Source organism: Pseudoxanthomonas suwonensis (genome assembly GCF_010093235.1).
Lineage (GTDB): Bacteria > Pseudomonadota > Gammaproteobacteria > Xanthomonadales > Xanthomonadaceae > Pseudoxanthomonas > Pseudoxanthomonas suwonensis.
Genome location: NZ_PDWP01000013.1, coordinates 26,885 through 40,540 on the forward strand (window position 1 = coordinate 26,885; position 13,656 = coordinate 40,540).

Sequence of the window (13,656 nt, forward strand, 5' to 3'; positions counted from 1 at the left end):
GCCGGATGCGCCGCACATCGCATCCCTCAATCCGGAGCACGGACATGTCCAAGCAGAAACCCGCCGCGATCGCCCTGGGCACCGCCCTCGCCGGCTTCGCCCTGGCCGGATCGTCCTTCGCGATGGAACCGCTGGCCCAGGGCTACATGCTCGCCGCTGGCGATGCCAAGGCCCAGGAAGGCAAGTGCGGCGAAGGCAAGTGCGGCATTGGGAAGGTCGACACGGACGGCGACGGTCGCGTCTCACAGGCCGAGTTCCTGGCCGCGCATCCCGACGAGGCCGAGCACTTCCCGCGCATGGATGCCAACCAGGACGGCTACATCGACGAGGCCGAGCGCAAGGCCTACCACGCGGGCAAGCACGAGGCCGACCCGGAGAAGAAGGCCGGCGAAGGCAAGTGCGGCGAAGGCGGCTGCGGCGGCCACGCCTGACGTCCCAGGCCGGCTCGGCGCGCCTGCGCCGGCCGGCCGCTTCCGCAAGGGAGATCCTCCATGGACCTGCCATCCGCCAGCGCCGGGCTCGGCCTGCGCCGTGGCCTGCTGGATGCGCTGCGCACGGCGCCGGCCGGCGCCTTCGATTTCCTCGAGTGCGCGCCCGACAACTGGATCGGCGTGGGCGGGGCGCTGGGCGAGGCGCTGGCCGAGCTGTCCTCCCGCCACCCGCTGGCCTGCCACGGCCTGTCGCTCTCGCTGGGCGGGCCGGAGCCGCTGGACGAGGGTTTCCTCGAGCGTACCCGCCGCTTCCTGGAGCGCCACCGGGTGCCCCTTTACAGCGAGCACCTGAGCTACTGCAGCGACGACGGCCAGCTCTACGACCTGATGCCGTTGCCATTCACCGAGGAGGCGGTGCGCCACGTCGCCGGGCGCATCGCCCGCGTGCAGGACGTGCTCGGCCGCCGCATCGCGGTGGAGAACGTCTCCTACTACGCCGCGCCGTGGCAGGCGATGGACGAGGCGGACTTCGTCCTGGCGGTGCTGGAGGAGGCCGACTGCGACCTGCTCCTGGACGTCAACAACGTCTACGTCAACGCGGTCAACCACGGCTACGACGCCCGCGCGTTCCTGGCGCGGATGCCCTCCGCGCGCATCGCCTCCTACCACGTCGCCGGGCACCACGACGAGGCCGCGGACCTGAAGATCGACACCCACGGCGCGGAAGTGCGCGACGACGTGTGGGAGCTGCTGGCCGAGGCCTACCGCCTGCATGGGGTACGCCCGACCCTGCTGGAACGCGACTTCAACCTGCCTCCGCTGCATGAACTGCTGGAAGAGGTGCAGCGCATCCGCAGCCTGCAGGCCATGGCCGTGGGCCAGGGGATGCCGGCACGCGCCGGAGCCGCGCATGGCTGAGCCCCGCGACCTGCGCGCGCAGCAGTACGCCTTCGCCGCGCACCTGCGCGACCCGGACGCCCATCCACCACCGCCCGGCATCGAGGAGCGGCGGATGGCGGTATACCGGCGCCTGTTCCTCAACAACATCGCCCAGCTGCTCGGCAACGGTTTCCCGGTGGTCCGCCGCATCCTCGGCGCCGACGCCTGGATGGCCCTGGTGCGCCGCTTCCATGCGTTACCCCGCAGCCGCACGCCGCTGTTCCCGGAGATCGGCCGCGAGTTCGTCCGCTTCGTCCAGGAACATGCCGACGCCGGCGACCCGCCGTGGCTGGCCGAGCTGGCGCACTACGAATGGATCGAACTGGCCGTGCGCATCGACGACAGCCCGACGCCACCGCACGTGGCCGACGGCGACCTGCTGCGGGAGGTGCCGGTCCTGGCGCCCTGGATGCGCGCCCTCGCCTACGCCTGGCCGGTGCATGAGCTGGGCCCGGGCCACCTGCCCGCCCAGCCGCCACCGGGGCCGACCCTGCTGCTGGTCCGGCGCGCCCGCGATGGCCAGGCGCGTTCCGCCCGCCTCTCGGCACCGGCATACCGGCTGCTGGAGCTGCTGGGCGAAGGCCGTCGCAGCGGCGGCGAATGCCTGCGGGTGCTGGCCGCCGAGGCCGGCGCTGCCGACGATCCGGGCTTCCTGGACCAGGGCGCGGGCCTGCTGGCCCGGATGCGTGCCGAGGGCACGGTGCTGGGCACCCGTCCCCGGGCCTGATGCCGCGGTTCATCGCCGCGCCCCCGGCGTGAAGTACCCTTGCCCGCATGACTGAAAGCGATCTGGAAGCCCTGCACAAGGACGATCCCCCGGCTGGCCCGCCCGGCGCCATGGCCCGCCGCTTCCGTGGCTACCTGCCGGTGGTGGTGGACGTGGAGACCGGCGGCTTCGACTGGAACCGGCATGCGCTGCTGGAAATGGCCGCGGTGCCCATCGAGATGGACGAGCAGGGCCTGCTGGTCCCCGGCAAGACCGCGGCCGCGCACTTCATTCCCGCGCCCGGCACCGAGATCGACCCCAAGTCGCTGGAAGTGACCGGCATCGTCCTGGACCATCCTTTCCGCCTGGCCAAGCCCGAGCGCGACGCGCTGGGCCACGTGTTCAACCAGGTCCGCGCCGCGGTGCGCAGGCACGGCTGCCAGCGCGCGATCCTGGTCGGCCACAACGCGCACTTCGACCTCAACTTCGTCAATGCCGCAGTGACCCGCAGCGGCCACAAGCGCAACCCGTTCCACCCCTTCAGCGTGTTCGACACCGTGACCCTGGCCGGAGTCGCCTACGGCCAGACCGTGCTGGCGCGGGCAATGCAGGCGGCTGGATTCGAGTGGGACGCGAAGGAGGCCCACTCGGCGGTATACGACGCCGAGCAGACCGCACGGCTGTTCTGCCGCATCGCCAACGCCTGGCCTTCGCCGCTACCGGGCTGAGCCCGCGGCGGCGACGCCGGGGTTCAGCCGATCTGCAGGCGGTCGCGGCCGGCGCCCTTGGCCCGGTACAGCGCCGCGTCGGCGCGCCGGTAGAGGTCTTCCCGGCTCTCGCCCGGGCGCAGCGCGACCAGGCCCAGGCTGAAGGTCACCTCCAGGTCGTCCAGTCCGGCCCATGGGCGGTGCCCGCGGATCCGCGCCTGCAGCCGCTCACAGGCAAGCTGTGCCTCTTCCAGCAGCGTGTCCGGCATCAGCAGCGCGAACTCCTCGCCGCCCAGGCGCGCCACCAGGTCCGAGCCACGGCGCTGGCTTTCCAGCAGCTGTCCGACTTCGCGCAGCACCTGGTCTCCCACGGCATGGGAGAAGGTGTCGTTGATCCGCTTGAAATGGTCGATGTCCAGCAGCGCCAGGCACAGCGGGTGCGCACCCCGCCCGGCCAGGGCCAGGTCGCGGGCCAGGGTCTCCTCGAACTGGCGCCGGTTGGGCAGGCCGGTGAGCGCATCCTCGCGTGCCTGGCGCGCGTAGGCCTCGGCCTGGTCGCGCAGCTGATCCAGCAGCCCCGCGCGTTCGCGGTCTATCTCCTGAAGCCGCTGCGCCTGCACCCGCAGGTCGGCGGTGCGCGCATCGACCTGCGCGGCCAAGCGCCGGTTGCTGGCCTCGTAGCGGTGCACCCGGTAGCGGTACAGCCCGTACAGCAGCAGCAGTACCGCCAGCACCGCGCCGCAGCGCACGTCGCCCCGCTGCCACCACAGCGGCCGTACCTCGAACGACCAGCGTGCCGGCTCGGCGCTCCACGCGCCGCCCGGATGCGCGGCCTGGATCTCCAGGGTGTAACGCCCCGGCGGCAGGCCGATGAACTCCACGTTGCGGCGCGTGCCACGTTCGACCCAGGCATCGTCCAGGCCACGCAACCGGGTGCGATAGCGGATGCGTTCCGGCAGCAGGTAGCTGAGACCGGCATAGCTGACCGCCAGCCGCGTCCGGCCCGGCAGCGCACCAGTGCTGCGCCAGTCCAAGGCCTGTCCGTCGAGCGCGACCGATTCGATCACCGGTGGCGGCGGCGACCGGTGGCCGTAGCGCCCGAGGCGTGCGGGATCGATCCTGGCCACCCCGCCTGCGGTGGTGATCCAGATGCTGCCGTCGCGCCTGCGCAGGGCCGACGGCGAGGAACTGCCGTTGCCCTGCGAACTGGGCATGCCATCGATCTCGGCGTACTGCGTTACCGGCAGCCGGCCGTCGCCCCTGCCGTCAGCCGCGCGGTCCAGCGCCGCCAGCGGGATGCGCAGCACGCCGCGGTTGCTGCTCACCCAGGCGTTGCCCGCATCGTCAGGCACCAGGTTGAGGACCGTGTCCACCGGCAGGCCGCATTCCAGCCCAACCCTCGCCAGGTGCCCGCCGCGGATGCGGAACAGGCCGCGGTCGGTAGCGATCCACAACGCATCCCCCACCACCTGGAAGCCGAACACGGTGCGCGGATCCCCGCCGGCGCTTTCGAACCGCACCGGCTCCACCGTCCCGTCGGGACGCAGCACGCTGGCGCCCTCGACCGAACCGATCCACAGGTCGCCACCAATCGACGCGAGCGCGGTCACCAGGCCCTGGGGCATGCCCGCGCCCGGTGGCGCCGGCCGCACGCCCCGGCCGTCGATCACGACCCCCCCGCGGCGCGTGCCGACCCATACCCGCTGGGCTTCGTCCACCGCGATCGCGCGCACTGCCGATCCAGATGTCGTCCGCCGCATCGATGGCCATGCGCGGATAGCTGGCCGGCAACGGGATGCCCGGCGGCGGCGCGATGTAGTCCAGGCGCCCGTCCGGATGCACGCAGCCCAGGCCGTGGTTCTCGAACAGCAGCCACAGCCGGCCGGCACCGTCCATCGCCATGTAGTGGACCAGGGCGCGCGGCCATGCCTGCGGACGTTCCAGGTACTCCCAGCGGCCGTTCTCGTACCTGCCGAGGTTGCCGCGCGAATCGCTGAGCCACAGCCGCCCCCGGGGATCCACGTACAGCGCACCGACGCCGTTGTCGCGCAGGCCCGGGGCCGTGCCACGGCTGAAGGTGGTGAAGTCGACGCCGTTGTAGCGGACCACGCCTTCCCACGTGGCGAACCAGAGGTAACCGTCCGGGGTCTGGGCCGTGTCGCGCATCGAGTTGTGCGGCAGGCCGTTGCGCGTCGTCCATGCATCGACCGCATAGTCGCGCAGCGGTGGCGGACCCGGCTGGGCGGCCAGCGCCAGCGCCGCCTGGGTCCACAACAGCAGGCACAGGCACAGGCCATGCGCGACGCGCCGCCAGGGCCGGCGCGCAGGCGCCAGCCCGTGGTGCTCCGGGTACTGCACGTACTTCTCCTGCCTGCTGTTCCTCAGCCGCCGCGCTGGCGGACCGCCTCGAACAGGCAGATGCCGGCGGCGACCGACACGTTGAGGCTCTCCACGTCGCCCGGCATGGGGATGCGCACCAGGCCGTCGCAGGTCTCGCGGGTGAGCCGGCGCAGGCCATCGGCCTCGCCGCCCAGGACCAGGGCGACATTGCCCTTGAGGTCCACGCCGTACAGGGTCTCGTCGACCTCGCCGGCCAGGCCATAGATCCACACGCCCTGCTTCTGCAGCTCGCGCAGGGTGCGGGCCAGGTTGGTGACCTGCACCACCGGCAGGCGGTCGGCGGCGCCGGCCGAGGTCTTGCGCACGGTGGCGTTCACCGGCGCGGACTTGTCCTTGGGGATGACCACGGCGGTGGCGCCGGCGGCCAGCGCGCTGCGCAGGCAGGCACCGAGGGTGTGCGGGTCCTGCACCCCGTCCAGCACCAGCAGCAGCGCCTTGCCATCGGCCTGCTCGACCAGCCCGGCCAGGTCGCCCTCGTCCCAGGTCTTCGCCGCGGCGTAGCGGGCGGCCACGCCCTGGTGGCGGACATTGCCGCCGATGCCGTCCAGGGCCTGGGTGGCGACCTTGCGCACCTCGATCCCGTAGCGGCGGGCCTGCTCCTCGATCTCGACCAGGCGCGGATTGCGCGCACCGGAATCGACCAGGACCTCGCGCACGTGCTCCGCGTCGTTCTCGATGGCGGAGGCCACGGCGTTGACGCCCACCACCCACTGGTTCTGCTTGCTCATCTACTGCGCGGCCACGTAAGGAAGGCCGGCATTATCGCACTCCGTCGCCATCCCCGGCGGCGCGGGCCTTCACCCCTACGGCGGCCACTCGGCGGTGTCGTGGTCCGGGTGCTGGCGCGAGACCACCCGTGCCAGGTACGACCCCGGCTCCTGCCCCGTGGGACGCCCCGGCAGCGCGGCCAGGTGGTCGGTGAACGGCAGCTTCGACTCGGTCCCGTACTGGATCGACGGCGGCAGCGCGGCCGGATCGTCGAACGCGCCGTGGGCCAGGGCGATGCCGTCCGGCCACTCGTAGCTCAACGGCGTGCCGCAGGCGGCGCAGAATCCGCGCCGCACCACGTTGGAGGACTGGAAGTACGCCGGCGCGCCGCGGGTCCATTCCAGCCGCGCCCCGCCGATTTCCACCAGCGGGGCGAAGTAGCCGCCGAAGGCCTTCTGGCACATCCGGCAGTGGCAGATCGAGGCCGCGTCCGGCGCGCCCTCCAGGCGGAAGCGCACCGCCCCGCACTGGCAGCCTCCGGTACGCACCTGGTGGTCAGCGACCTGGTCCATTGCCGGTTCCTCAATACTTCCGCTTGGTCTTCCTCGCCGGCTGGCCGCGCGGTGGCAGCGGTGGCAGCCCGGCATCGGCATCGTCCGCGACCAGGCGGAAATCGATCTTGCGATCTTCCATGCTGGCCTTGAGGACCACGATCCGCACCCGGTCGCCGAGGCGGAATTCCAGCCCGCGGCGTTCGCCGATGAGCATCTTCCGGATCGGGTCGAACTGGTAGTAGTCATGCGGCAGCTGGGTGACGTGGACCAGGCCGTTGACCTTGGACTGGTCAAGCTCCACGAACAGGCCGAAGCTGGTCACGCCGCTGACCACGCCGTCGAACTGGCCGCCGACGTGCTTCTCCATCCACGCCGCGCGGTAGCGCTCGTCGACCTCGCGCTCGGCCTCGTCGGCGCGGCGCTCGCGCTCGGAGCACTGCAGCGCCAGCCCGGCCATGTCGCGGGCCGAGTACTGGTAGGCCTCGGGCTTGCCGCGCCTGAGCGCGTGCTTGATCGCACGGTGCACCAGCAGGTCCGGATAGCGCCGGATCGGCGAGGTGAAGTGGGCGTAGGCCTCCAGCGCCAGGCCGAAGTGGCCGGCGTTGTCCGGCGAGTAGATCGCCAGGCTCTGGCTGCGCAGCAGCACCGACTCCAGCAGGGTGGCGTCGGCGCGGTCGCGCACCTTCTTCAGCAGGCGGGTGAAGTCGCCCGGCACGACCTTGCTCCACGGCGGCAGGGCCAGGCCGAACTCCTTGAGGAACTCCAGGAGGTCGGCGTACTTGGATTCCGGCGGCTTCTCGTGGATGCGGAACGGCGCCGGGATCCGGGTCTTGAGCAGGTAGCGCGCGGCCTCGACGTTGGCCGCGATCATGCACTCCTCGATCAGCTTGTGCGCGTCGTTGCGCGGCAGCATGCCGGCCTGGGTGACCTCGCCGCGGTTGTCGAGCACGAAGCGCACTTCGCTGCTCTCGAACTCGATCGCGCCGCGCCGGGCGCGGGCCGCGGCCAGCACCTGGTACAGCTGGTGCAGGCGCTCGACCTGCGGCATCAGCCCGCCGATCTGCGCCCTGGCCTCGGCATCGTCCTCGCCCACCGCCTTCCACACCTGGGTGTAGGTCAGGCGCGCGTGCGAGTTCATCACCGCCTCGTAGAACCTCGAACGCACCACTTCGCCATCGTGGTCGACCTGCATGTCGCACACGAAGCACATGCGGTCGACCTTCGGGTTCAGCGAGCAGATGCCGTTGGACAGGGTCTCCGGCAGCATCGGCACCACGAAGCCCGGGAAGTACACCGAGGTCGCGCGCTTCTGCGCCTCGTCGTCCAGCGGGGTGCCGGGGCGCACGTAATGGGAGACGTCGGCGATCGCCACCACCAGGCGGAAACCCTGGCGGTTGGGCTCGCAGTACACCGCGTCGTCGAAGTCCTTGGCGTCCTCGCCGTCGATGGTCACCAGCGGCAGCTCGCGCAGGTCCACGCGCTCGCCGATCATCGACGGCTCGACCACCAGCGGGACCGCGGTGGCCTCGTCCAGCACCTCCGGCGGGAACTCGTGCGGCAGGTTGTGGGAGTGGATCGCGGTCTCGACCACCAGCGAAGGGGTCAGGCTGTCGCCCAGCACCGCCACCACCTTGCCGATCGGCGGACGCCGGGTATCCGGCGGGGCCACGATCTCGCACACCACCAGCTGGCCCTCGCGCGCACCGCAGGTGGCGTCGGGCGGGATGTGCAGGTTGCGCTGCATGCGGCGGTCGTCGGGGATGACGAAGCTGATGCCGGCCTCGCTGCCGAAGCGGCCGACCAGCCGGTGCACGCCGCGCTCGAGCACGCGGGCGATGCTTCCCTCGCGGCGGCCGCGGCGGTCGATGCCGGTGACGTTGGCCAGGGCGCGGTCGCCATGCATGACCTTGCGCATCTCGTACGGCGGCAGGAACAGGTCGTCGCCGCCGCCCGCGTCGGGCCGCAGGAAGCCGAAGCCCTCCGGGTTGGCGATGACCACGCCGGGGATCAGGTTGGTCTGCTCCAGCGGGGCGAAGCCGCCGCGGCGGTTCTGCACCAGCTGGCCGTCGCGGACCATCGCGCCCAGGCGCTTGCCCAGCGCATCGAAGCGCTCGGGCTCGTGCAGGTCCAGCAGGGCCGCGAGCTGCTCCGCGGTCTGCGGGCCCTCGGCCTCCTCCAGCGTCGCCAGGATGGCCTCGCGGCTGGGGATCGGATTCTCGTAGCGCTGGGCTTCGCGTGCCGCGAACGGATCGGCGACCGCGGGCGCCGGGAGATTGCGGCGCGGAGAGCGGGATGCGGGTGCATTGCCGCTGCCGCTCCGGGCTGCCTGGCGGCTGGCCGGCGCGGGCTCCGGCATCCATGGGGGCAGCTTGCCTGGCTGGCGCTTGCCGCCGCCCTTGCCCCCTGCACTGCTTCCCGCACCCTTCCCTGCGCCGGCGCCACCGGCTCCCTTGCGGCTGCTGCCGCGACTTCCAGTCTTGTTCATGGGCCGATCCTACACCCGGCCTGCTGTACCGCCCGTGGGGCCGCCGTGACGTTCTGTAAACGAACCGTTGACATTGTCCGCGGGCACCCCCAGAATGCGCCGCCTCACCTGCCCAGGTGGCGGAATTGGTAGACGCACTAGTTTCAGGTACTAGCGGGTAAAACCGTGGAGGTTCGAGTCCTCTCCTGGGCACCAGACACCGGCCTTCGGGCCACACAAAAAACCCCGCTCCGGCGGGGTTTTTTGCGTCCGGGGATTCCATCCGCTCCGGCAACCGGACCGGACTGTTGACAGCCACGACCGCCTCCCGGAAAATTGCCGGTCTGCGCCGCCCAGGTGGCGGAATTGGTAGACGCACTAGTTTCAGGTACTAGCGGGTAAAACCGTGGAGGTTCGAGTCCTCTCCTGGGCACCAATGGCGCAGCGGCCGCACGGCCACCGATGAACCTCGCTCCGGCGAGGTTTTTTCGTATCCGGGCCCGCGATTGGCGGGCATCACCATGTCCTCGCATCCGTCTGGCAGGATCCGGGGCTGGGAGGGGCGCATCGGCATGGACCCACAACAGATCGTGTTCCTGGTGATCCTCGGCGGCGCCCTGGCCCTGTTCGTCAGCGGGCGCATGCGCGTGGACCTGGTGGCGATGCTGGCCCTGCTGGCGCTGGCGTTCACCGGCATCCTCGATCCGCGCCAGGCCCTGGCCGGCTTCTCCAGCGAGCCGGCGATCATCGTGGTGTCCGTGTTCGTGCTTTCGGCCGGGCTCTCGGCCACCGGCATCACCGACCGCATCGGCGTGGCGATCGGGCGGGCCGCCGGCGGCAGCGAGTGGCGCACGATCGCCGTGGTCATGCCGGCGACGGCCGTACTGGCCGCGTTCTCGCACCACGTCATGGTCACCGCGATGATGCTGCCGATCCTGATGCGCCTGGCGCGGGAGCGGCAGCTGGCGGCCTCGCGCCTGCTGATGCCCATGTCGCTGGCGGCCTCGCTCGGCACCACGCTCACCCTTTTCAGCGCGCCGGCGTTCCTGCTGGCCAGCGACCTGCTGCGCCGGGCCGGCGGCGAAGGCCTGGACATCCTTGCCATCACTCCGATCGGCGCGGTGCTGGTCGTGCTGGGCACGGCCTACATGCTGCTGGCGCGCTGGCTGTTGCCGCGCCGCCAGGGCGAGGCTCCGCAGGGCGACTACATGCGCCTGGAGCGCTACTACACCGAGCTGCTGGTGGAGGATGGCTCGCCCTGGGTCGGGCGCACCCGGCGCGAATTCGACGAGGCATTCGACGGACGCCTGCAGGTGGTGGACTGGCTGCGCCACGGCATGCGCCGGCGCCGCCAGTCCGGCGACAGCCCCCTGGCCGCCGGCGACGTGCTGCTGGTACGCGCGTCGCCGGACGAGATCGCCTCGATCAAGGACGAACCGGGCCTGGTCCTGCACGCGGTGGCCAAGTACGGCGACAGCCCGCGCCAGGGCGGCCAGGCCGAGCTGCTGGGCGATGAGCAGCTGGTGCAGGCGGTGGTCGCGCCGCATTCGGAATTCGTCGGACGCAGCGTGGCCGACATCGACTTCCTGCGCACCCTGGGCGTGGTCGTGGTCGGCCTGTGGCGCCGCGAAGGCTGGCTGCACGGCGAGCTGTCGGAGATGCGCCTGGAAGAAGGCGACCTGCTGGTGCTGTGGGGCCGCGAACCGGACATCCGCCCGCTGGCCTCCCACCACGGCTTCATGATGCTGATGCCGTTCCAGGGTCGCGGCCAGGCCCGCCGCCGCGCGCCGGTGGCCCTGGCGATCATGGCCGCCACCGTGGCGGCAGCGGCCACCGGGCTGCTGGCGCCGCAGATCGCCTTCCTTGCCGGCGCGGTGGCCATGGTCCTGTGCCGCTGCGTGCCGGTGGAGGAGGCCTACCAGCAGGTCGACGTGCGCATCTACGTGATGATCGCCGGTGTGATCCCGCTGGGCATCGCCATGGAGCAGACCGGCACCGCCCAGGCCGTGGCCGACCTGCTGATGGCGCATGCCGCGCAGTGGCCGGTGTTCGTGCTGCTGCTGGTGATGTTCGGGACCGCGGCCCTGCTGACCCAGATCCTGTCCGACGCCGCCACCACCGTGCTGCTGGCGCCGATCGTGCTGGCGGTGGCCGAGGCCCTGGGCCTGCCCCCGGCGCCGTTCGTGGTGTGCACCGCGATGGGCGCGGTGGCCTCGTTCCTGACCCCGATCGGCCACCACGGCAACCTGCTGATCCTCAACCCCGGCCGCTATACCTTCGGCGACTTCCTCCGGGTGGGCGTACCGCTGACCGTGCTGATCGGCCTGGCCACCGTCTGGATGGCCCGGGCGCTGTGGCTGGGCGGCCCGCTGTGGCCGTCCCTGCCCTGACGGGCGGGCGCCGGGCGGCGGCACGCGGGTAGAATCGCGTTCCTGTCCCGCAGCTGTGCCCGCAATGACCGAAAACATCCGTCCCGCCTTCCACGGCTTCGAACAGATCCCGCTGCGCGAGTACGCCGAACGCGCCTACCTGGACTATTCGATGTACGTGGTCCTGGACCGCGCCCTGCCGTTCCTCGGCGACGGGCTCAAGCCGGTGCAGCGGCGCATCATCTATTCGATGAGCGAGCTGGGGCTCAACGCCGCGGCCAAGCCGAAGAAGTCGGCGCGCACCGTCGGCGACGTCATCGGCAAGTACCACCCGCACGGCGACTCGGCCTGCTACGAGGCCCTGGTGCTGATGGCCCAGCCGTTCTCGTACCGCTACCCGCTGATCGAGGGCCAGGGCAACTTCGGCTCCAGCGACGACCCCAAGTCGTTCGCGGCCATGCGCTATACCGAGTCCAAGCTGACCCCGATCGCCGAGGTCCTGCTGGGCGAGCTGGGCCAGGGCACGGTGGACTGGGTGCCGAACTTCGACGGCACCCTGGAGGAGCCGAGCTGGATGCCGGCGCGCCTGCCGCACCTGCTGCTCAACGGCACCACGGGCATCGCGGTGGGCATGGCCACCGACGTGCCGCCGCACAACCTCAACGAGATCGTCAGCGCCTGCGTGCGCCTGCTCGACGATCCGGACGCCACCGTCGCCGACCTGTGCGAGCACGTGCGTGGCCCCGACTACCCGACCGAGGCGGAGATCATCACCCCGCCGGCCGACCTGCGCGCCATGTACGAGACCGGCACCGGCAGCGTGCGCGCCCGCGCCACCTGGCAGAAGGAGAACGGCAACTTCGTCGTCACCGCCCTGCCCTACCAGGTCTCGCCGTCCAAGGTCATCGAGCAGATCGCCGCGCAGATGCGCGCCAAGAAGCTGCCGTGGCTGGAGGACATCCGCGACGAGTCCGACCACGCCAACCCGGTGCGGGTGGTGCTGGTGCCGCGCTCCAACCGCGTCGATGCCGAGCAGCTGATGGGCCACCTGTTCGCGACCACCGACCTGGAGAAGAGCTACCGGGTCAACCTCAACGTGATCGGCCTGGACGGCAAGCCGGCGGTCAAGAACCTGCGCACCCTGCTGGACGAGTGGCTGACCTTCCGCACCGACACCGTGGTGCGCCGGCTCAAGCACCGCCAGGAGAAGGTCGAGCGCCGCCTGCACCTGCTGGAAGGCCTGCTGGTCGCCTTCCTCAACCTGGACGAGGTGATCCGCATCATCCGCACCGAGGACGAGCCCAAGCCGGTGCTGATGGCCCGCTTCGGCCTGACCGAGGAACAGGCGGACTACATCCTCGAGACCCGCCTGCGCCAGCTGGCACGCCTGGAGGAAATGAAGATCCGCGGCGAGCAGGAAGAGCTGGCCAAGGAGCTGGAACGCATCATCTCCACCCTGGGCAACAAGGCCAAGCTCAGGAAGCTGGTCAAGGACGAGCTGCTGGCCGACGCCAAGAAGTTCGGCGATGCGCGCCGCTCGCCGCTGGTCCAGCGCGAGGCCGCGCACGCGATCGACGAGACCGAGCTGGTGCCCAGCGAGCCGGTCACCGTGGTCCTGTCGCAGAAAGGCTGGGTGCGCGCGGCCAAGGGCCACGACGTGGATGCGGCGGGCCTGTCCTACCGCGAGGGCGATGCCCTGCTCGGCGCGGTGCGCGCGCGCAGCACCTGGCAGGTGGCGTTCCTCGATTCGCAGGGCCGCAGCTATTCCACGCCGGCGCACAGCCTGCCCTCGGCGCGTGGCAACGGCGAGCCATTGACCGGCCGCTTCTCGCCCGCCAGCGGCGCCTCCTTCCTGGCCCTGGCCAGCGGCGAGGACGACACCCGCTTCGTGCTCGCCTCCTCGCACGGCTACGGCTTCGTCACCCGCTTCGAGAACCTCACCGGCCGCAACAAGGCCGGCAAGGCCCTGATCAACCTGGCCCCGGGCGCGACCGTGCTGCAGCCTGCGCTGGTGGTGAACCCGGAGACCGACCGCATCGTCGCGGTGACCAGCGCCGGCCACCTGCTGGCGATCCCCGCCACGGAGCTGCCGGAACTGGACAAGGGCAAGGGCAACAAGCTGATCGACATCCCGCGCGCCAAGCTCGGCACCGAACGGGTCGTCGCCGTGGCCGCAGTCGGTCCGGCGCACAAACTGCAGGTCTACAGCGGCCAGCGCACCATGACCCTGTCGTTCAAGGACCTGGATGCGTATCTGGGAGCGCGGGCGACGCGGGGTGGGTTGTTGCCGAGGGGGTGGCAAAAGGTCGATGGCCTCGACGTCGAGTAAGACGTCGTAGCCCGATGCCGCAGCGCGCGGCGGCGCGCCAGGCCTCGTC

Annotated in this window: 9 protein-coding genes, 2 tRNA genes and 1 pseudogene; 8 read left to right on the forward strand and 4 right to left on the reverse strand. The window is 71.2% G+C overall.

The genetic code is table 11. The features are described 5' to 3' along the window. Positions 1-44: 44 nt before the first annotated feature. The 4 genes from CSC68_RS07820 (at position 45) to rnt (ending at position 2,804) form a co-directional block, all read left to right on the forward strand. Positions 45-431, forward strand: coding sequence for an HvfA family oxazolone/thioamide-modified RiPP metallophore (locus CSC68_RS07820; protein WP_162203007.1), 387 nt, complete (start codon positions 45-47; stop codon positions 429-431). Between the two features lie 60 nt (positions 432-491). Further along, positions 492-1,349, forward strand: a complete 858-nt coding sequence (locus CSC68_RS07825; protein WP_162203008.1) for an HvfB family MNIO-type RiPP peptide maturase — start codon at positions 492-494, stop codon at positions 1,347-1,349. Continuing rightward, positions 1,342-2,097, forward strand: coding sequence for an HvfC family RiPP maturation protein (locus CSC68_RS07830; protein WP_162203009.1), 756 nt, complete (start codon positions 1,342-1,344; stop codon positions 2,095-2,097). The genes CSC68_RS07825 and CSC68_RS07830 overlap by 8 nt, the downstream gene beginning before the upstream one ends. Positions 2,098-2,207: 110 nt before the next feature. Continuing rightward, the gene (rnt, locus tag CSC68_RS07835; protein WP_211365714.1) at positions 2,208-2,804 is read left to right on the forward strand and encodes a ribonuclease T; all 597 of its coding nucleotides are present in this window, start codon (positions 2,208-2,210) and stop codon (positions 2,802-2,804) included. Between the two features lie 23 nt (positions 2,805-2,827). Here rnt and CSC68_RS07840 read toward each other — a convergent pair. The 4 genes and pseudogenes from CSC68_RS07840 to rnr all read right to left on the reverse strand — a co-directional run bounded on the left by CSC68_RS07840 (position 2,828) and on the right by rnr (position 8,930). After that, positions 2,828-5,069: pseudogene (locus CSC68_RS07840) on the reverse strand (ligand-binding sensor domain-containing diguanylate cyclase). Between the two features lie 95 nt (positions 5,070-5,164). Next, positions 5,165-5,911: a 23S rRNA (guanosine(2251)-2'-O)-methyltransferase RlmB gene (rlmB, locus tag CSC68_RS07845; protein WP_162203011.1), complete on the reverse strand. Its 747-nt coding sequence runs from the start codon at positions 5,909-5,911 to the stop codon at positions 5,165-5,167. A 75-nt stretch (positions 5,912-5,986) separates the two neighbouring features. After that, on the reverse strand, positions 5,987-6,463 hold the full coding sequence (locus CSC68_RS07850) for a GFA family protein (protein ID WP_162203012.1): 477 nt from the start codon (positions 6,461-6,463) through the stop codon (positions 5,987-5,989). Between the two features lie 10 nt (positions 6,464-6,473). Continuing rightward, positions 6,474-8,930, reverse strand: coding sequence for a ribonuclease R (gene rnr / locus CSC68_RS07855; RefSeq protein WP_162203013.1), 2,457 nt, complete (start codon positions 8,928-8,930; stop codon positions 6,474-6,476). 110 nt (positions 8,931-9,040) lie between these two features. On the opposite strand from rnr, the gene CSC68_RS07860 reads away from it, so the two are divergent. The 4 genes from CSC68_RS07860 to parC all read left to right on the forward strand — a co-directional run bounded on the left by CSC68_RS07860 (position 9,041) and on the right by parC (position 13,607). Beyond that, a tRNA-Leu gene (locus CSC68_RS07860) sits at positions 9,041-9,125 on the forward strand. A gap of 135 nt (positions 9,126-9,260) precedes the next feature. Beyond that, positions 9,261-9,345, forward strand: a tRNA-Leu gene (locus CSC68_RS07865). Positions 9,346-9,481: 136 nt separating this feature from the next. After that, positions 9,482-11,299 (forward strand): SLC13 family permease, encoded by a 1,818-nt coding sequence (locus CSC68_RS07870; RefSeq protein WP_162203014.1) that lies wholly within the window; start codon positions 9,482-9,484, stop codon positions 11,297-11,299. A 64-nt stretch (positions 11,300-11,363) separates the two neighbouring features. Then, entirely contained in the window at positions 11,364-13,607 is a 2,244-nt protein-coding gene (parC, locus tag CSC68_RS07875) for a DNA topoisomerase IV subunit A (RefSeq protein ID WP_162203015.1), read from the forward strand. The last annotated feature ends 49 nt before the right edge of the window (positions 13,608-13,656 follow it).

What these genes read in the sequence shown, in the direction of transcription:
- rnr (WP_162203013.1), bottom strand. Translation starts at nt 8,930, where the DNA reads ATGAACAAGACTGGAAGTCGCGGCAGCAGCCGCAAGGGAGCCGGTGGC.
- CSC68_RS07850 (WP_162203012.1), bottom strand. Translation starts at nt 6,463, where the DNA reads ATGGACCAGGTCGCTGACCACCAGGTGCGTACCGGAGGCTGCCAGTGC.
- rnt (WP_211365714.1), top strand. Translation starts at nt 2,208, where the DNA reads ATGGCCCGCCGCTTCCGTGGCTACCTGCCGGTGGTGGTGGACGTGGAG.
- parC (WP_162203015.1), top strand. Translation starts at nt 11,364, where the DNA reads ATGACCGAAAACATCCGTCCCGCCTTCCACGGCTTCGAACAGATCCCG.
- rlmB (WP_162203011.1), bottom strand. Translation starts at nt 5,911, where the DNA reads ATGAGCAAGCAGAACCAGTGGGTGGTGGGCGTCAACGCCGTGGCCTCC.
- CSC68_RS07830 (WP_162203009.1), top strand. Translation starts at nt 1,342, where the DNA reads ATGGCTGAGCCCCGCGACCTGCGCGCGCAGCAGTACGCCTTCGCCGCG.
- CSC68_RS07870 (WP_162203014.1), top strand. Translation starts at nt 9,482, where the DNA reads ATGGACCCACAACAGATCGTGTTCCTGGTGATCCTCGGCGGCGCCCTG.
- CSC68_RS07825 (WP_162203008.1), top strand. Translation starts at nt 492, where the DNA reads ATGGACCTGCCATCCGCCAGCGCCGGGCTCGGCCTGCGCCGTGGCCTG.
- CSC68_RS07820 (WP_162203007.1), top strand. Translation starts at nt 45, where the DNA reads ATGTCCAAGCAGAAACCCGCCGCGATCGCCCTGGGCACCGCCCTCGCC.